Genomic DNA, 19,329 nt, shown 5'->3' with positions numbered 1-19,329 from the left:
CGAGACAACGACAGGGAGGATTCCGCCTTGGTCGCCATACTCGGTTACTCGCGGGAGCAGATTCACTCGGCGGTGCAGGATATGTATACCACCGTGGCCGACCACCCCGACTCGCACTTCCATTTCCCGGTCGGGGCCTCCGCCAGCGCGCTGGTCGGCTATCCGCCCGAGCGCACCGCCCCCCTTCCGCGCGCCGTGCAGGAATCGTTCGCCGGCGTCGGCTACCCCTTCAATGGCGAAGCCGTCCGGCGCGGGGACACCGTGCTCGACATCGGCGCCGGGGCCGGGGTGGACACACTGATCGCCGGCCAGCTGGCAGGTCCCGACGGACATGTGGTCGCGCTCGACCTGACCACGGCGATGACCCGCAAGCTCCGGCACGCCGCCAGCGAATCCGGGGGCGCTCCGGTCAGCGTAATCCGGGGTTCGGCAGAGGCGCTGCCGCTGGCAGATGCGAGCGTCGACAGCATCACCAGCAACGGTGCGCTGAACCTGGTCCCGGACAAGCGACGCGCGATCGGCGAGATGTTCCGCGTGCTGCGTCCTGGCGGGTGCCTGCAACTCGCCGACGTGGTGATCGACCGGCCCGTCACCGTCGACTGCGCCGAGGATCCGCGTCTCTGGGTCGAGTGCGTGGTCGGTGCGACCGTCGACGAGGACCTGCTGCACATGTTTCGCGACGCCGGGTTCGAGGATGTGCGGGTGCTGGGCTCGCGGGACTATTTCGCCCACAGCCCGAGCCGCCAGACCCGCGAGGTCGCCGCCGGCTTCGGGGCGCGTTCGGTCGAGCTCGCGATGCGCCGTGGCAATCGTGCGCCGTCCCGCACCGCGCAGTTCTTCCGGAGGGTGAATCCCGCGCGCCTGGCCGCATCGCTCTGGCGGCGGGGCTTCGCGGGCGTGCTGGGACTCGCGGCCGCACTGCTGGCCTGCTACGGCACGCTGGCCGCGCTGGGGCTGCTCGCGGTGCTCGGAATCGGCCTCGCGCTCGACGAAGGCATCTGGGCCGGGGCGATCGCACTGTTCGCGGTGCTGACGGCGCTGGCGGTCGTGCCCGGGTTCCGCCGCCACCGCGGGGTCGGTCCGTCGCTACTGGCTGCCGGCGGCGCGGGCGTGATCGTCTACGCGCTGTTCGTGAATTACCACGCGCTGACGGAACTGACCGGGTTCGTGGCCCTGGCCGGCGCGGTGGGCTGGGACATCTGGCTGCGCCGGCGGCAACAGGCAAGGCTGCTGGGGTTGGGCGCGCAGTCGCGGTAGGTTGTGCCGACACAGGAGGCACAAAAACCCAAGCAGCTACAACCGCAGACCCTGGACTATCGCGACCGGTCGCGACGTTGTGCCTGCGGCACAGCCTACGGCGGCGTGGGCACGGTCGGACGATCGGGAGCGCGGCGGCAAGCCGCCGCACTCCAAAGGCGACTGCGTTCAGACCGCGGTGGCCGGCTGCCTGCCCTTGTTCCAGAGCATGAACAGCAAGAACGCGGCCACGATCGCGACCCACACGACATACCAGAGCGTAGCGGCATAGATGATCGCCATACCCAGTGCACCGGCTGCGAGCACGTAATAGGTCATCGGAATCAGCGCCTTGCGGATCAGGTCACCCTCGCGCCCGATCAGGCCAACGGTGGCCGACGCCGCGACCACGTTGTGCACGCAGATCATGTTGCCCGCGGCACCGCCCACGGCCTGCAGCGCCACGACGAAAGCCGCCTGGTTGGCGGTCAGGTCGATCTGCACGGCAGTCGCGAACTGGAACAGCGAAAACATCATGTTGCTGACCGTGTTCGAACCGGCGATGAAAGCGCCGAGCGCGCCGATGATCGGCGAGTAGAACGGCCACGCTGCCCCCGAGACCGCGGACACGCCTTCCGCGAGCACCAGCGGCATGCTCGCGTACTCCGACGCCTGCCCGGACTGGATGAACACCTGCACCATCGGCACGGCGAAGATCAGTGCGACGCTCGCCCCAACGATGATCCGCCCGGACTGGCCCCAGGCCCTGAGATAGGCGCCCTTTTCCCTGTACATTCTATGCAGGAAATAGGTGACGATCGACGCGACCAGAAGCACTGCCCCGGGCAGGTACAGCGGCTGCGACGAGGTATTGATGTTGGTGCCGAAAATGCCGGTCCAGGACAGCGTCATCTCCGGCGACCGCAGGAACGCGGTGACCGGCTCCACGGTGCGGGTGATCACCAGCAGGAGCACCACCACGACATAGGGGACCAGGGCCTGCACCATCGTGATCGCGGCACCGGTCCTGACCGGGTCCGGCTGATCCTGGAAGCGGCTGATCCACTCGGGCTCCCAGCGGCTGCGCTCCTCGAACTGGAATACTTCCTTCGGGACCAGGAAGCCCTTCTTCGCAGCGGTCACCACGATCGCAAGGCCGACCAGGCCGCCCACGATCGACGGGAACTCCGGGCCCAGCAGCCAGGCAACCAGCAGGTACGGAATCGTGAACGACACGCCCGCGAACAGCGCGAACTTCCACGCCTTCAGGCCCTCGCGGAACGAACGCGACTTACCGAAGAAACGCGTGAGCATGCCGACCATGATCAGCGGGATCAGGAAACCGACCAGGGTGTGCAACAACGCGACGTTTCCGCCGATCTGCAGCAGGTAATCGGCGAAGGCGACGTCGCCGATATGCCCCTCGACGATCTCCTGCCCCGACAGGCCGGCGTTCACGCCGACCAGGATCGGCGTACCAACGGCGCCGAACGACACTGGCGTCGACTGGATGATCAGCGCCGACAGCACCGCCGCCATGGCCGGGAATCCGATCGCGACCAGCAGCGGTGCCGCGACTGCCGCCGGCGTGCCGAAACCGGCGGAGCCCTCGATCAACGAGCCGAACATCCACGCGATGATGATCGCCTGGATGCGCCGGTCGGGCGAGATGTTCGTGAACCCCTGGCGCAGCGTCTGCATCGCCCCGCTCTCGCGCATCGTGTATAGCAACAGGATCGCCCCGAACACGATGAACAGGATGTTCAGCGCAGTGACGACGCCGTGCACGCTCGCCGCAGCGACCACCCTGAAATCGGTGCCCCACAGCAGCAGCGCGATCGCCGCCGTGACCACGTAGGCCAACGGCATCGCGTGCTTGGCTGGCCAGCGCAGCACCACGAGGAAGACGAACACCGTGGCCACCGGCATCAGTGCCAGCAGGAACAGGATACCCAGGTTCATGGACTCGCTCCTCTATTCTTATTGGTATCAGGCTCCGCCGCCCCCGGACCGAAAGCAGCGGGCCGGCGCGTGGCGAAGAATGCGGTTGCGGGCCTACAGCAGGGCGCCGCAAGAACCGAAAGGACCGGGGTGCCCTGCCTTCCGGCGGGTGTCGGCGGCACGGATGCTGCCGTGAAGCCTACAGGGACGTATTCATGGCGTCCCGCGGGCAGGCAGGGCCCCCCGGTCCCGTCGCCCCCGTGCGTGACAGCCCCCATCCCGCTAGTCCACCAGGAACACGTGCAGGCTGCGCGGTCCGTGGGCACCCAGCTGGATCGTCAGCTCGATGTCCGCGGTGCGCGACGGCCCGGTGATCACGTTCACGGTCCGGGGCCAGCCGTCCCTGCCCCGTTCGCGCAGCGCGGCCCAGACCTGTTCCAGGTGCGGCACCAGATCACCCGCGCGCAGCACGACCATGTGGTGGTCGGGCAGGAAGTTCAGCGAGGTCGGATCGTCGGGGCCGGAAAGCAGCACCAGACTGCCGTTCTCGGCGGCACCGCGCCAGGCCAGGCTCACCCCGGCATAGTCGCCGCCGCGGGTCGGCCCGACGCTCGCGGTGATCCCCGCCCCGGTCCAGTCCAGTTCCTCCAGGGACGGCGCAACCGCCGCCTCGGGGCCCAGACCATGGCTGGAGAGGTAGCCGGCCACCGCGGCTGGCACTTCGGCCAGTGACTCGAGTTCCGACATCGTCCCGGAGACCTTTTCGAGCCCGGCGCGGAACACCTGCGCCAGTGGCCCGTGCGGGAGCCTCGGCAGCAGCGGCTCGCTGTCGGTCGCGCCCCGGCGGCGTTCCAATGCCCGTCGCGCGTCGGGGCCCAGCGGGCCGCGCCCGAGGCCGCGGCGAATCGCCGCCAGCACGGTGTCGCGCCCGCTCACCGGCCCCCGCTCCTTCTGGCGGCGCTTCCACACCGCCATGAAGGTCTCGCCCTGCGGCGCGGGCAGGTCGCGCCCGCCGCGGAACCAGCCGCCGGCGAGCGGCATCCGGGTGAAGCGGCCCTTGCGGCCCGCGAGCAGCGCGAGCATCCGCGCCTGCACCCGCGTGCCCAGACGGTAGATGCGCGGGTGCGAGGTGAACCAGACCCAGGCGGCAAGCCCCCAGCGCAGCGGCTTCAAGCCCAGCTTCAGCTGGTACTCGCGGTGGCGCAGCGTGCGCAGCAGGTCGGGCAGCGGGATGCGCACCGGACAGACCTCGGCGCAATGCCCGTTCAGCGTGCATGCGTTCGGCAGGTTGCCCGCCTCCTTCAGCCCGACCGACAGCGGCGTGAGCACCGAACCCATCGGCCCCGGGTAGACCCAGCCGTAGGCATGGCCGCCGATCGCCCCGTAGACCGGGCAGTGGTTCATGCAGGCCCCGCAGCGGATGCAGCGCAGCATCTCGCGGAACTCGTCGGCGAGCATCGTCGAGCGACCGTTGTCGACCAGCACCACGTGGTATTCCTCGGGACCTTCGGGATCCCCGGGGCGCTTCGGACCGGTGCTGAAGGTGGTGTAAGTGGTCAGGTCCTGGCCGGTCGCGCTGCGCGCGAGCAGGCGCATCAGCGTGGTCGCGTCCTCGGCGGTGGGAACGACCTTCTCGATCGCGGTGATCACGATGTGCACCTTCGGCAGCGAGCAGGTCAGGTCGCCGTTGCCCTCGTTGGTCACGATCACGCTGGTCCCGGTCTCGGCGATCAGGAAGTTCGCGCCGGTGATGCCGACATCGGCCTCGAGATACTTGCTGCGCAACACCTGCCGGGCCTCGTTGACCATCTCCGGCACCTCGTTGAGCCGGCGCGTCAACCCGTACTGCTGGTGATGCTGGTGGAACAGATCGGCGATCTGCCCGCGCGTCTTGTGCACCGCAGGAACGATGATGTGGCTCGGCGGCTCGTTCGCGAGCTGGATGATGTACTCACCGAGGTCGGTCTCGACGACCTCGAACCCCGCCGCCTCGAGCGCACCGTTCAGGCCGACCTCCTCGCCGACCATCGACTTGCCCTTGGTGATCATGCGCGCGCCGGCGGCACGGCAGATCTCGACCACGGCGCGCCGCGCATCGTCGGCGGTCGCGGCCCAATGCACGGTGCCGCCACTACGCTCGACCGCGTCGGCGTAACGCTCCAGGTAGTAATCGAGGTGCTCGAGCGTGTGGTTCTTGATCGCGACCGCGCGGTCGCGCAGCGCATCGAACTCGGGCAGCCCGCCAACCGCGTTCGCGCGCTTGACCGCGAAGCCGTCCTTCGCCCGGTGCAGCGCGACCTGCAGCGTCTCGTCCTGCAATGCCGCGACCGAGCGTTTCTTGAAGGCGTGGCTGAGCGGCTGCATCAGCGCGATCCCTTGCCGGGTTTCGGCGGATCGCCGAGTCCCGGGACGTCGGCGATGCCGGCGAGCACCTCGGCGACGTGATAAACGCTCACCCCGCCGCCCTCGCGGCCGAGGCGGCCGGCGATGTTCAGCAGGCAGCCGAGATCGCCGCCGAGCACGACCTTTGCCTCGGTCGCGCCGATGCTGGCCGCCTTGTCGGCGACCATCCGGCCCGAGATCTCGGGGTACTTCACGCAGAACGTGCCGCCGAAGCCGCAGCAGATCTCGGAGTCCGCCATTTCGCGCAACTCGAGGCCGCGCACGCTTTCCAGCAGCCGGCGCGGCTGTTCCTTGATTCCGAGCGCACGCAGGCCATGGCAGCTGTCGTGGTAGGTCACGGGGCGGTTGAAGGCGGCGTCGACCGACGTGACGCCGCGGACGTCGGTCAGGAACGAGATCAGTTCGTGAGTCTTTTCCGCCATCGCCCGCGCCCGCAGCCGCCAGCCCGGCTCGGCCTCGAACAGGCGGGGGTAGTCGCGCAGCATGCCCGCACAGGAGCCGGACGGCACGACGACGTAGTCGTAGTCCTCGAAGGCCTCGATGGTGCGGCGCGCGGTGCGGGCGGCTCCGGCGAGATCACCGTTGTTGTACGAGGGCTGACCGCAGCAGGTCTGCGAGTCGGGCACTTCCACGGTGCAGCCGGACCGCTCGAGCAGCGCGACCGCCGCAAGACCGACATTCGGCCGGTAGATGTCCGCGAGGCAGGTGACGAACAGCCCGATCCTGGGCGTGCCGTCGCTGCTGGCGTCGGACGACTCCGGCCGCGCATCGCTCATGAGATCGCGCTCATCAGATCGGGATGCCGCTTAAGGACATCGCTCCTCATCCACGGGCTGGAACACCACCCCGCACGGGGGGTTCCGTCGCCCGGGGTCACGCGCCTGCCCTTCGCGTTGCAGTGACATCGAAAATAGCCCATAACGCGGCCGGCTGAAAGTCACTCGGGTGAATTGCGACCGGTTCCCGCGCCGCCCGTCGATCACGGTGGTCGGCAACAACGCAAGGCCGATCCCAACGCCCGTCATCGAGTCCGCAGGTGAGGCGGAAGAGGCCGAAGACCGTCATCCGCCATTCGCTACCGGGGTCGACGAGGGGGTTGGGGATCGCGTTGACTCCGATCGGCGGATGACGCTGCGCTCTTCCGCCCTACCCGGGGTGGACCGCGAGCGCGGGGCGGAAAGGGCCAAAGGCCGTCATCCGCCGACGCCGGTCAGGAGCGGCAACGGTGCCGCGAAGACGGGCGCAGCCTCACAGCAACCGGTGCGCCTGCTCGTCCTCCAGACGCAGCACCTGCTGGGCCAGCGAGATCGCCTGCTCGCAGAAGGCGTCGAGGTCGCGCCAGCGGCCCGAGACGTCGAGTTCACGGTCCAGGTCGGGGCCCAGCACCCGCAGCGCGAAGTCGCCGGATGCAGTGGCGCTCCGGACCGACAGCACGTAGAAACCCGGTTCGGTCGAGCCATCCTGCACCAGCGCACAGACATACCGGTAGTCGACGCCGTCGTCGCTTTCGATCTCGCCCAGCACCACCGCCGAGAAATCCCCGATCTTGTAGCGCCGCTGCGGTAACGCGGTTCGAATCGCCGGTCGTTTCATCGTGGTATCCCCCCGTTCTCGGCCCAGTGCCGCAGCCAACGCGGCACACGTCGGTTTCCAGAGCTTCTGGAAGCTAGCATGCGCTACACCGGACGAACCAATAGACTGCACGCCATACCGCTTTCGGGAGTCCTCATGACGTCACCGCCCGCCCGTGCGAAGGCCGACCTCCTGGACGAGGCCGAGCTACTCGATGCCCCGGGCGGTCCCTCGCTGCGCCTGCGCTTTTGCGGCCCGTTCGAGGGCCGGGAAATCACCTGGCAGGCCACACTCGTCGCCCAAGCCGCCGTGGGTAGGCCACCCGAACGGCGATTCATCCAGATCGGGCCGGACGCCGCCGACGGCACGGTGCCCATCCAAGTCGGTCTCCCGGTCGAGCGCATCGACACCTCCACCGTGCGCAAGGCGATGATCATGATCCGCCGCTACCGCCGGCTGCGCCGCGGACGGTACGAATACGGCGACCCCTGAACCCGGCGGCGTCCCGCAACGCCACCCCGACACGACCAATGCCCCACTCCCCAGAACCCACTCCCCACGAAGAACCTTGCCCCGCGCCGTGAAGACCACCCGGTGCCGGCCCCGCTGGCCGCAAGCCGGGGAACCGTTTGCGTGCCTCGCGCGTCCTTGGGCCAACGGCACGGTATATCCCGTTTGCACGGCGCCGGCCGAACCACCCGCCCGGGCACCCCCCGCGGACAGGCTCCACCCAGTCCGTTGGCACAGACCGAAGGACCCCGGGACGGCAGACGACGAGGACACGGAGGAGAACGACCATGGCAACCGATTGCGAAGTGACACTGGACCGCGAACGGCTGAAGAAGGAGATCCGCGCCACCTATGGCCGGGTGGCGGAGGAACCCGACGGCGACTTCCACTTTCACCGCGGCCCGGACTATGCCGCGACACTGCTGGGTTACGACCGGGCCGAGCTCGACGAGCTGCCCGACTTCGTCACCGCGCCGTTTGCCGGCGTCGGCAATCCTTTCCGCGCGGCTGCACTCCCCAGCGGCGCCCGGGTGATCGACCTGGGTTCGGGCAGCGGCATGGACTGCCTGCTGGCCGCACGTCAGGTCGGGCCGCGCGGCGAGGTGATCGGCTTCGACTTCACCGACGCGATGCTCCGCACGGCCCGGACCGGGGCGGCGACGGTCGGCATCGACCATGCCCGCTTCGAACGCGCCGACATCGCGGAACTCCCGCTCGAGGACGCGTCGGTGGATGTGGCCATTTCGAATGGCGTGATCAACCTGAGCCCGGAGAAAGATCGGGTATTCGCGGAGCTCTACCGCGTGCTGCGCCCAGGCGGGCGCGTGCAGTTCTCCGACATCGTGATCGAGGCTGAACTGTCGGCGGCGGCGCGCAACGACATCGAACTCTGGGTTGGGTGAATCGCGGGGGCTCTGCAGTCTGCAGGCTACCTCGCGGCACTGGCCGACGCCGGTTTCCAGCGTGCCCAGAGCGTCGCCTACTTCGATTCGTTCGCTGGCACCAGCAAGGAGGACATCGCCCGCCAGTTCGGCGTTCAGGGCGCGACGTTCGTCGCATTCAAGGACTGACAGCGCGGTTCCGGAGTCGTGCACCTGCGACGCAGGCCGAACCGCTTCGCGACTGCCGACCCCGGCGACCACCGACCGCTGACGCCCTGCGGCCTTTTCCACCCACTTCTAGCGAGAGGGAGGAGGAGCAAGCGGATCCGGCAGCGGGTCGCCCGGATCTGCGAGCCACATCCGGGGCGGCTGCGCGCGTTCCAGCCAGAGGAACGCGACCTGGCCGAAGTCCAGCGCGAGCCGATTCAACCGCTCCAGCGCGATATCCGGAACCAGCAGGCTGGTTTCGTCGGGCCACTGGCCTGCAGGGTCGGTGGCATAGCCGACCAGTGCATCGAAGCCTTCGGCCTGTAGACATCGAAACAGATCCTGGTGGCGCCGCAGATTCTCCAGCAGAGTCAGCGGGCGGCTGCCCGGGTTGCACGCGCTGATCCATCCCGCGCCCCCCCGGGCGGCGAGCCATTGCTGCATCGATTCCGGCACCGGCTGCCCGATCCGCAGTCGGCAGACCCGGGAACCGATCGGCACTACGTATTCCGCCGCGCGATAGGCGGCAAGCAGCGCGGGATCCGGCCGCGGCGGCGCGGGCCCGACGGTCATCGTGCAGCTCCTTCCGACGCGAGGTCCTGTGGGCAGAACCACCGGCACGCGACGGCGGCGACTCCGTGAGCCTGTGCAGTCATCATCGTCCGCCACCCGAGATGTGCTGCCCCGACATGCGCCCGCGCAGCGCGTCGCCGAGGCCGGTACCGCGTAGCACGCGGCGGCGGACGGCCTGCTCCAGGACCCCCGCCCGCGGTTCGATCAGGGTGAACCAGCACCGCGCGCGCGTGATCGCCGTGTACAGCAGTTCCCGCGTCAGGACCGGGTTCTCACGCTCGGGCAGCAGCAGGGCCGCGTGGTCGAACTCCGATCCCTGCGCCTTGTGCACTGTCATCGCGTAGACCGTCTCGACGTTCACCAGCCGGCTCGGCACGAACCAGCGCACCCGGCCGCTGCCGTCGCCAGCCGGAAACGCGACGCGCAGCGCACGCACCCGGCGTCCATCCGCCTCTGCCATGGGGCGGGCAAGCGTGACCCCGATATCTCCGTTCATCAGGCCGAGCCCGTAGTCGTTCGCGGTCACGATCACCGGTCGTCCCGCGTACCAGATCCCGCTCGAGGGAATCAGGCCCTCCGAGCGCAGTGCGGCCTCGATGCGGCGGTTCAGCGTCTCGACCCCCCAGGGGCCACGGCGCACCGCGCTCAGCAGCTGAAACCCCGAATGCGCATCCAGGACCTGCCCGGCCCAGCGATTGGTCGCGTCCGGCACCGCGTCGTCGCCCGGATCCAGGCTGCGCATCAGCCTCAGGTAGTGCGCTTGACCGGTGGGCAGGTCGTCTCTTCGTCGGTCCCGCGCGGCATCGTCGCGGCCGTGAAGCACATAGCGCTCGAATACCGCGTCCTCGGGACCGTTCAGCGAGACCGCGGCGAGATCGGGCAACGCCCCGCTGCCCGACACGATGGCCCGGGCCGCCTCCGCGTCACCCGCGTTCACCGAGCGGGCCAGACGGCCGATCGCGCTGCTCTCGCCGAAACGGTAACTGCGCCGGAGCATCACGACGTGCTGGTCCAGCGGTCCGCCGGCCGGGTTCCGAAGCCTATCGGGGATCCGCTCGCCGCTGACCGCCTCCAGCCAGCGGCTCGTCGCGGGCGAGTAATGCCCGGCACCGGCGCGTGCACAGATCTCGCCGAGCACCGCGCCGGCCTCCACCGATGCGAGCTGATCTTTGTCCCCCAGCAGGATCAACCGCGCCGCGGTCGGCAGCGCCTGGACCACGGAGGTCATCAGCTCCATGTCGATCATCGACGCCTCGTCGACCACCAGCACATCCAGCGGCAGCGGGTTGCCCGCATGGTGCCGGTACCGGCGGCTGCCGGGCCGGCTCCCCAGCAGCCGGTGCACCGTGCTGACCTCGGCCGGGATCGCGGCGCGGATCCGCGCCCCGCATTCGTCGTCCGGCAGGCTGAGCGCATGCACGGCGCCGGCCACCGAGGCGTTCAGGCGGGCAGCGGCCTTGCCCGTAGGCGCGGCCATGCGGATGCGCAGCGGCAACGCAGACGCGCGCTCGAGCTGCAGTGCCTGCAACAGCGCGAGCAGGCGCACCACCGTGGTGGTCTTGCCGGTGCCCGGTCCGCCGGTGATTACGCCGAAGGCTCCGGCCGCCGCCAGCGCGCAGGCCGCGCGCTGCCAGTCGATCTCGCGCTCCGTCCGGGCCCCGAACAGGTGATCGAGCCAGGTCCGCATCGCGGCCGGATCCAGACCGGAACGCAGCTCGCTGAACCAGGCGACGCGTTCAGCGACCGACTCCGCGATACGCTGCTCGCATTCCCAGAGCCGGCGCAGGTAGAGCCGGCCGCGGTCCAGCACCAGCGGCGTCGCCCCGGCGGCAGGGGCCACCAGTGCCGGGTGATCCAGGGATGCGGTCCAGTCCTGCAGCGTGACCGGCGCGAGCAGCGCCGCCGGCCGAACCGGGGGATCCTCTCCCGGTTCGCCATCCGGCGGCAGCGACAGCGTCCGGTCCGGGGCGTCCAGTGCCGCTTCCAGGTCCAGGCAGGCGTGCCCCCGGCCCAGTTGATGGCTCGCTAGTGCCGCGCCGAGCAGCAGCAGCGGCGCGGCCTCCGGTACCTGCTCGCGCAGGAAGCGTGCGAGCGCACGATCTAGGGCCCGCAGCCAGCCATGCTCGACCCACCGATCCAGCAGGTCCAGCAGCGCGTCGGCCGACGCTAGGGCCGCAGCGGCCACGGGTCGGCTCATGCGGCATCTCCCGCGGCGGCGTCCGGTGCCGAGCGGATCGTCTGATCCAGCGCATCGACCAGCGCCCCGGGCGGTCGATCCGCATGCAGGCCCGCCCGCGGGGCATCGACACCGCGGAGGAACCACGTCAGCGCACCGCCCAGGTGCCGGTCGGGGTCGTAGTCCAGCAACCGTGCATGCAGCTGCCGGTGCAGCGCCAGGGTATAGAGCAGGTACTGCAGGTCGTAGCGGTGCGCCAGTACCTGCGCCGCAACCCGCTGCGGTGCGTAGTGCGCCGGCCCCGGGCCGAGCCAGTTGGACTTGTAGTCCAGCGTGAAATAGCGCCCCTCGTGCTCGAACACCAGGTCGATGAACCCCTTCAGCATCCCGTTCAGCAGGACTGGCGCCAGTTCGGGCCGCGCGGCACCGCCGAGCGTCTGCGCCCGCACCAGCCGGTCGATGCGCTGGGCATCGACCCAGTGCGTCTCGAACCAGAACTCCATCTCCGGCTGGAACACAGACAGCTCGCACAGCCGTGCAGGCGTGTCGCAATCGGGCAGCACCAGCGGCTCGGTCAGCAGCCGGTGCAGCCACCGGCTGACCGGCTCGACCCAGTGCCCCCAGCCACGCCGGCGGCAACGCCGGGCAACGGTGTCGCGCAGCAGCGCGGGATCCCGGACCACGGCGGCAAAGCCCTCGCGCGCGGCCCATTCTAGCAGGCCGTGCAGAAAGGTTCCGGGCTCGGGGCCACGGGGAAAGCGGTGCAGACCCGTCTCGGTATCGCCCGCGTCGTGGCCGCCTGCCGCCGGTTCGTCCGCGATCTCGGGGAACCGGTCCTCCAGCGCAGTGTCGGCGGCGTCCGGCGGCGCGGTCATCGACCCGGACAGCGCATCGGCGGCGCGCAACGCGCTGTAGCTGGCGATCCACCAGTGCTCGCGCGCCGCGCGCAGCGGCTCGCGGGCACGACCGACACCGGTCGCCGCGGCCACGATGCGAAAGCGCTCGTCCCGCGGCTCAGGCACCGGGCGTACCGCGATATCGGCCGAGTCACCGGCCAATCGCTGCAACTGCGCCCGCACGCCGCCGGGCGGGATCTCGGCGCCACCGGACAGCAGGTAGCCGAAGCCACTCAGATGCAGCTGGCTCGCCGATCCGCTGCCAACCCGAAGCGGCGCGATCCCCAACCAGCAGGAGTGCCGGGCGCGGGTCACCGCGACATACAGCAGCCGCAGGTCCTCGGCCAGGCGCTCGCGATCGGCCAGTTCCACCTGCGCGGACTCGGGGTGCCAGGTCAGGCAGGACTGACCGGCGTCGTCGCGGTAAACAAGCGGAAGCGCTTTCCCATCGACCTGGCGAAAGGTACAGATGAACGGCAGGAACACCAGTGGATACTGCAATCCCTTCGACTTGTGAATGGTCACCACCTGGACCAAGCCCTCGTCGCTTTCCAGCCGCAGGATCTGCTCGTCGCTCCCCGCGCCCCGGCCGTCGAGGTGTTCCGCGAGATGGCGGATCAGCGCCTGCTCGCCATCGAGTTCCCCGGCCGCCGCCTGCAGCAGTTCGCTCAGGTGCAGCAGGTTCGTCAGCGCGCGCTCGCCGCGGTCGGGCCGCTGCAGCAGCGTGGCAGGCAGTTCGAATGCGTGCAGCAGGCGGCGCAGCATCGGCAATACCCCCTGCTCGCGCCAGATCCTCCGGTATTCCCGGAACTCGAGCACCCGCTCCTCCCAGTGGGCCTCGTCGTGGTTCAGGCGGTCCATCTGCTCGGGGTCCAGGTCCAGCGTCGCGGTCGCCAGCGCAGCGCGCAACAGCCGTTCCGACTCGGGCTCGGCGCAGGCGCGCAGCCAGCGCAGCAGGTCGGCTGCCTCGGGGGTGTCGAACACCGATTCTCGGTCGGACAGGTAGACGCTGCGCACGCCGCGCCGCTCCAGCGCGCCACGGATCGCTTCCGCCTCGTTGCGGTTACGCACCAGCACCGCCAGATCCGAAGGCTGCAGCGGACGCAGCCCGCCGTTCCCGAGGAAGCCGCCTTGGCCATCCTGACCGGCCTGCAGCAGCGCCACCATCTCGCTGGCACAGCGTTCGGCCATCGTGCCTAGGTAGGTCCCCTTCCCGACCGCCGCGCCGTCGTCGACGAACGCGAGCGTCAGCGCCGGTACCGGCTGCCCCGAGATCCGCAGCGACTCGCCGAGACCGTGCGCGGCCACGCCCTCGAACGGAACGGGATTCTCGCCCTCCGGCGTGCGGAACAGGAACGCGCCCTGCGGGTGCCCCTCGGCATGGGCAAACAGCCGGTTGCACGCTTGCACGAACGATCCGGTAGCCCGGAAGTTCGTCGCCAGCGTGTAGTGGCGCCCGGAGGTCGCGGCACGGGCGCGCAGGTAGCTGTGGATGTCGGCGCCGCGGAACGCATAGATCGACTGCTTCGGGTCGCCGATCAGGAACACGCCCTGTTCCGGGCGGTTCTCCGCGACCCGGTAGATGCGCTCGAAGATCCGGTACTGCACCGGATCGGTGTCCTGAAACTCGTCGATCATCGCGACCGGGAACTGGCTGCGGATGGTCTCGGCGAGCTGCGGCCCTCCTGGCCCGATCAGCGCGGTGTCCAGGCCCTGCAGCAGGTCTTCGAAACCCAGCTGCGCGCGCCGCTGCCGCTCGCGCTCAAAGCGGTGGCGCACCCAGGCTGCGGCATGGGCAAGTACCTGCCCCGGCGTGTCGTCGCGTTCGCCGGCGTAGCCGTCCAGCCCGGCGAAAGCGGGGTGCAGATCCGCCGGCAGGTCCCGTCCCTGCTTCAGGCGCTCGCGCATGCCCTGCAGGCTGAAGCGTTCGGCAAGATTCCCGTGCGGAGGTTCTGCCCCGGGATGAAGCGACCATTCGCGCATCTTCTCGAGCAGGTCCTCGGCGTTGCGATATTTGTTCCCGTTCAGCGCCGGCAGTGCAGCTCGGAAGCTCTCCGCCACCGCATCGAAGTCGTCACGCCACGGGGCCTTGCGCTGTGCGACCTGGTCCAGCCGCCGGTCCAGCAGGGCCTCGAGTTCAGGCAGGGCCGCGGCACCAGGCGGCTCCCTCTCCAGCAGTGCACCGATTCGCGCCTCCAACGCCTGCGGATCCTGACCCATGATCGAACACAACAGGCCCAGCCGCGCGGGAGGCTGCGGGTAGATCATCGTGCGCCAGTAGTCCCGCACCGCCTCTGACCGCAGGTCGGAGAGATCCGCCTCCAGCTGCTGATCGAACAGACTGCCGCTGTCGAACGCATGCTCGCGCAGCATCCGGTAGCACCAGCCGTGGATGGTCGAGACCGCCGCCTCGTCCATCCACTCGGCGGCCGCCTCCAGCCGCCGGGCACCCGCGGCGCGCTGCCCGGGGTCCGGATGATCGTCGAGCAGGCGCCGCAGCGAAGGATCCGGTTCGGCCGGGGCGGCGCCGCGAAAATGGCGCGCCGCCTCGAGCAGCCGATCCTGGATCCGGGCGCGCAGCTCCTGCGTCGCGGCATCGGTGAAGGTGACCACCAGGATCTCGGGCGGCGACAGCGGCCGGTCGAAGGCCCGCTCGCCGCCGTGCCCCAGCACCAGCCGCAGGTACAGCCCGGCGATGGTGTAGGTCTTGCCGGTGCCGGCGCTCGCCTCGATCAGCCGGCTGCCGAACAGCGGCAGGTCGCCCGGATCCCGCAGCGGGGGCGTGGCGGCCCCGGCATCTGCCGTCCGGTATCCGACGGTCATGCGGCCGTCTCCGCGGCCACATGCACCGCCCCGAACAATGGCCGGTACAGCGCGTGGGCCCAGTGCACGAAACCCTCCGCCCCGAGCAGATGCCCGGCGCTCGGGAAGGCGCGGGCATGGTAAGGGCTGCGGCCGAGCTCCCCGGCCGACTGCCAGCCCCCCTCGTAGGCGCCTGCTGCAGCCGCGCCGGGATCCTTGCCCGCCGCCTCGGCTTCCAGCCATGCGCAGGCGGTCTGGCAGGCCACCGGCAGGGGGCTCCGCTGGCCCGCACTCCAGCCGTCCAGCAAACTCCGCAGCGCGTCAGCGGCATCGGCCGCGGGCACCGGCGCCCAGTCCAGACCGGTGTCGGTTCCGACCAGCACCGTCGTCAGCTCCAGTCCCGAAGCATTGGCCAGCAGGTGCGTGACCCAGGCATGGGCGAACACGTCGTAGCGCCAAGCGGGCACCTTGCCCCGCAGCGGCCCGGCGCGGTGGCGAAGCAGCGCCGGGGCGCCGGTGGCTTCCGCGCGCAGGCCGGTCAGCATTCCCTCGACCACGAGGCCCGCATGCTCGAAACGCACCTGCTCCGGCCGTTCGACGCGCCGCGGCAGACGTGCGATGGCCTCACGGTAACGCTCCAGCAGATCGCCGATCTCGCTGCGCAACTCGTCGGCGACGATAGACCCGAGGCCAGCGAGCGGGAGCTGCCCGGACCGACGCAGCGTTGCCAGCGCAGCGGTGAGACTGGCCTCCCAGCGTTCCGGGGAGTCGGGGTCGGCGAGCGCGTTGCCCACGAGGTAATCGCGCGCCGACCAGCGGCTGAGACCATCCAGCACGAACGGCTCCTGGTCCTCGGCTGCGGGGGTCTCTTCGTCGAAGAAGACTCCGAGCCTGCGATTGAAGAAGCTCTTCACAGGGTTGCGCAGAAATCCGCCGAGATCCTCCGGCGCCAGCGGGGCATCGGCCGGCCGTTCGGCCAGGGGCTGCCCGATCGCGGGCCTTTCGCCGGGATCCCCGGGTTCGCCCACACCCGATCGGCCTTGCGATCGCGGCGCATGAACCGCGTTCCACTCGCGGGCGTAGGTGAACAGCGGGCCGGTGCCGTCCGACGGAAAGTTTCGGGGGCTGAATGGCTGCAGCGGGTGCTCGGCGGTCAGCGCCCGCAGCAGCCACGGCCCTTCGGCGCCGGTCCCGTCGCCCGCAGCCGGTTCCGCGAGGCGCCAGCCGGCGGCGAGGTGATCGCGCAGCTGCGTGACCAGTACCGATGGCGGACGCGGGGCGTTGTCACGCACGCTGCGCCCGACCCAGCTCAGGTGCAGCTGCTCGCGCGCCGAGAGCAGCGCCTCCAGGAACAGGTAGCGGTCGTCTTCACGCCGGGAACGGTCCCCGGGCCGGTAGTTTCCCGCCATCAGGTCGAAATCCATCGGCGTCGGAATGCGCGGGTAGTCACCGTCATTCATCCCCAACAGGCAGACCACCCGGAACGGGATCGCTCGCATCGGCATCAGCGTGCAGAAGTTCACCGCCCCGCCAAGGAAACGCTGCGCCAGCCCGGGTTCGTCGACGGCCGCGAGCCAGCTGTCGCGTACCACCGCCAGCGGCAACGTTTCTTCCAAGCGGGCCAACGCGCACGCTCCTTCCCATGCCTCCAGTGCCTCGTCCAGTTGGCTCAGCAACCCCTGTTCGCGCTCGTCCTCGGCCGCGAAGAAGTCTGCGAGCAGCATGCGCAGCCGATCGCCCCACTGTGCCGGTATCGCGTCCTGCCGCAAGCGCGACCACCAGCGCGCAAGCGCCGACAGCAGTGCATCCAGCTGCCCCACCATCGCGGCATCGAGGCCCCCGACCTCGTCGTAGGGTTCGATGCCGGACCAATCCACGGATGGGGTTCCCGGCCCTGCGACCGCATAGCCCAGCAGCATCCGGCGCAGGCCGAAACGCCAGGTGTTCTGCTCGAGCCCGCCGGGCAGCCCGAGGCTGGCGCGCTGGGCGCCGTCCAGCCCCCAGCGGATGCCGGAGCCCTCGATCCAGGCATGCAGCAGGTACAGCTGCTGGGCACCGATGCCGAAGCGCCGCCGCACAGCCGGCACCTCGAGCAGATCGAGCAGATCGCTGACCGCGAGCCGCGACTCGGGCAGTGCCAGCAGACGCTCCAATGCCACCAGCAGGGGTTCGCGGCCGCGCCGGCTGCGGTCCGACAGTGCGAACGGGATATGACGCGGATCCCCGGGGTCGATCTGGCCGAAGACCGCCTGAACGTGCGGCGCGTAGGTCTCGACATCCGGCACCATCACGATTACGTCGCGCGGGCGCAGTTCGGGGTCGCGCTGGAATCGATCGAGCAATCGGTCGTGCAGCACCTCCACTTCGCGCTGGGGGCTGTGCGCGATATGAAAGCGCAGCGATTCATCGCGGGCCGGGTTCACCGCCGGCCAGTGCACGCACGTCTCGTGCAGCGGCCGGAGCTCGCGGATGTCGTCCTGCAGCTGGTTCAGCAGCGTCGTACCGCCATGGGGCTCGAACACGTCGATCCGCTGCCAGCGCAGCGCCTCGAGCAGGTGCCCATAGCGCTGCGGATCGTCATGCTCGTCGAGCAGGCGAATGTAATCCCGGCCCTGCTTGCCCCAGGCTGCCAGCAGCGGGTGCGCATGCTGATGCAGGTCGGCTTCGCCGAGATCTTCGGGCATGCCCGGCTTGCGGGCCTGGCGCCGTCGCTGCGCCCGCAGCAAGTCCCGATCGGCCACGATGTCCGCCCAGTAGTGCTCGCAGGGATTGTGGACGCAGAGCAGCACCTGGCTCAGACGCCCGAGCGCCTCGAGCGCCTCGAGCGCCTGGGAGGGCAGCGACGAGATGCCGAACACGACGACCCGCCGTGGCAACCCGGGCGGCCGTTGGTCGAGATCGCGGATCCGTGGGATGAAGCGCCGGTGCACCGCAGCGCGGCTCTGCTCCCGCTGCCCGGGCGCGAGGTCGTCGAGCACCGCTCGCCACAGCGCGGCCTGCCAGCACTGCCCCTCCGGCAGCGGGCGCGGCGCCCCCCTGCGCGTCGCGCAGCACGTCCCGCCGACTGGCCCAGTCCTCCAACCAGTCGGCTCGGTAGACCTGGTACTGGTCGAACAGATCCGCGAGGCGTCCCGCGAGCTGCCAGCGCTTGCGCAGGTCGGGATCGTCGCCGAGGAAGCGCGCGAGCGCAGCGAACTCCGGCGCTTCGAGGCATTCGGGCAGCAGGCGCATCAGGCGCCAGACCAGCGGGGCCTTCGCGAGCGGCGATTCGTCGGGCAGTGCGTCGGGGCCAAGCACCGCCCGGTAGGCAGACCACAGGAAACGCGCCGGCAGCTGCACGTCCAGCGCGGCGGCGATGCCGCAGCCCCCTTCATCCCCCCCTGGATCGCGGGCCAGCGCCAGCTTCAGCCACTGCGCGATGCCGCTGCTCTGGACCAGGATGACCTCGTTCTCCAACGGCGCCAGCGGGTAGCGGCGCAGCCATTCCACGGCCAGCGCGCGCAGATCGTGCATGCGGTTGCCGTGCACCACCATGAAGCCGGGCACCAGAGACTCCGCATCCGCCATTTGCAGTCTCCATTGGAAAACACGGAGGACGATAGCAGACCGGGGCGGTGGCCGGGGTAGTGAGGCGCACCGAGGCATCCGCAGCACGCACAGGTCGTGCCCGCGGCGACAGGAGCCCGGCGCCAGCGAAAGCCGTGGCTACAAGCCGGCCGTGCGGTTCACGGCCAGCGGAGGCGGATGGTTCGGTCAGCGATTGGGTACGAAATTTGCCGCATGCCCCGCCAGGGGGCAGGGTTCAGGACTCCGCAGCGCGAGGTGGCCGCTTCTGGGAACGCATCTGCGGTTTACGGCCCTTGGAGCCCCTTCCGGATCGGCCCTCCCCGCCCGAGGAACCGCCGTTCGTCCGGGGATGCCGATCGCCACCAGCGGAGATCTGGTTCACGGCCGCGAGCGAGATCTCGAGTTCGTTCAGTTCATCCCATTCGGCCTCGGTCCGCTTGCTGTCCGGTATCGCCAGCAGCTCCTGCAGGCGGCGGCGCGGCGAGACGGCTTGAGGTTCATTCATTACGGTGTTGTCTCCTTGGGTTTCATCATAAGCGCGACAGGGGAATCCACGAGCAGGCGG

The 19,329-nt window shown here is 69.9% G+C and carries 11 protein-coding genes and 1 pseudogene; 3 read left to right on the top strand and 9 right to left on the bottom strand.

The window, feature by feature from the left end; genetic code table 11:
* Positions 1–27: 27 nt before the first annotated feature.
* Positions 28–1,257: a MerC family mercury resistance protein gene (locus TVNIR_RS00685; protein WP_015257017.1), complete on the top strand. Its 1,230-nt coding sequence runs from the start codon at positions 28–30 to the stop codon at positions 1,255–1,257.
* Between the two features lie 168 nt (positions 1,258–1,425).
* Here the strand turns inward: TVNIR_RS00685 and TVNIR_RS00680 are convergent, their stop codons facing one another.
* The 4 genes from TVNIR_RS00680 to TVNIR_RS00665 all read right to left on the bottom strand — a co-directional run bounded on the left by TVNIR_RS00680 (position 1,426) and on the right by TVNIR_RS00665 (position 7,173).
* Positions 1,426–3,198, bottom strand: a complete 1,773-nt coding sequence (locus TVNIR_RS00680) for an L-lactate permease (RefSeq protein ID WP_015257016.1) — start codon at positions 3,196–3,198, stop codon at positions 1,426–1,428.
* A 261-nt stretch (positions 3,199–3,459) separates the two neighbouring features.
* Complete coding sequence (locus TVNIR_RS00675; protein WP_015257015.1) at positions 3,460–5,541, bottom strand: LutB/LldF family L-lactate oxidation iron-sulfur protein; 2,082 nt, start codon at positions 5,539–5,541, stop codon at positions 3,460–3,462.
* Positions 5,541–6,356, bottom strand: coding sequence for a (Fe-S)-binding protein (locus tag TVNIR_RS00670; RefSeq protein WP_015257014.1), 816 nt, complete (start codon positions 6,354–6,356; stop codon positions 5,541–5,543). The genes TVNIR_RS00675 and TVNIR_RS00670 overlap by 1 nt, the downstream gene beginning before the upstream one ends.
* Before the next feature lie 472 nt (positions 6,357–6,828).
* Complete coding sequence (locus tag TVNIR_RS00665) at positions 6,829–7,173, bottom strand: hypothetical protein (RefSeq protein ID WP_015257013.1); 345 nt, start codon at positions 7,171–7,173, stop codon at positions 6,829–6,831.
* Positions 7,174–7,308: 135 nt separating this feature from the next.
* Here TVNIR_RS00665 and TVNIR_RS00660 point away from each other — a divergent pair, with 135 nt between their 5' ends.
* Both TVNIR_RS00660 and TVNIR_RS00655 read left to right on the top strand, forming a co-directional pair.
* A complete protein-coding gene (locus TVNIR_RS00660) occupies positions 7,309–7,644 on the top strand; it encodes a hypothetical protein (RefSeq protein ID WP_015257012.1) in 336 nt (111 codons plus the stop codon).
* A gap of 305 nt (positions 7,645–7,949) precedes the next feature.
* Positions 7,950–8,564 (top strand): methyltransferase domain-containing protein, encoded by a 615-nt coding sequence (locus TVNIR_RS00655; protein ID WP_015257011.1) that lies wholly within the window; start codon positions 7,950–7,952, stop codon positions 8,562–8,564.
* A 276-nt stretch (positions 8,565–8,840) separates the two neighbouring features.
* Here the strand turns inward: TVNIR_RS00655 and TVNIR_RS00650 are convergent, their stop codons facing one another.
* The 5 genes and pseudogenes from TVNIR_RS00650 to TVNIR_RS00630 all read right to left on the bottom strand — a co-directional run bounded on the left by TVNIR_RS00650 (position 8,841) and on the right by TVNIR_RS00630 (position 19,269).
* On the bottom strand, positions 8,841–9,323 hold the full coding sequence (locus TVNIR_RS00650; protein ID WP_015257010.1) for a DUF3293 domain-containing protein: 483 nt from the start codon (positions 9,321–9,323) through the stop codon (positions 8,841–8,843).
* An 82-nt stretch (positions 9,324–9,405) separates the two neighbouring features.
* The gene (gene recD / locus TVNIR_RS00645; protein ID WP_015257009.1) at positions 9,406–11,520 is read right to left on the bottom strand and encodes an exodeoxyribonuclease V subunit alpha; all 2,115 of its coding nucleotides are present in this window, start codon (positions 11,518–11,520) and stop codon (positions 9,406–9,408) included.
* Entirely contained in the window at positions 11,517–15,218 is a 3,702-nt protein-coding gene (gene recB, locus TVNIR_RS00640) for an exodeoxyribonuclease V subunit beta (protein WP_015257008.1), read from the bottom strand. Before recB ends, recD begins: the two co-directional genes overlap by 4 nt.
* Positions 15,215–18,764: pseudogene (recC, locus tag TVNIR_RS00635) on the bottom strand (exodeoxyribonuclease V subunit gamma). Before recC ends, recB begins: the two are co-directional and overlap by 4 nt.
* Positions 18,765–18,999: 235 nt before the next feature.
* Positions 19,000–19,269 carry a hypothetical protein gene (locus tag TVNIR_RS00630; RefSeq protein ID WP_015257005.1) on the bottom strand — a complete coding sequence of 90 codons (270 nt, stop codon included), beginning with the start codon at positions 19,267–19,269 and terminating at the stop codon, positions 19,000–19,002.
* Positions 19,270–19,329: the final 60 nt, after the last annotated feature.

This window comes from Thioalkalivibrio nitratireducens DSM 14787 (genome assembly GCF_000321415.2).
Lineage (GTDB): Bacteria > Pseudomonadota > Gammaproteobacteria > Ectothiorhodospirales > Ectothiorhodospiraceae > Thioalkalivibrio > Thioalkalivibrio nitratireducens.
This window is presented reverse-complemented; position numbering and strand designations above follow the sequence as displayed.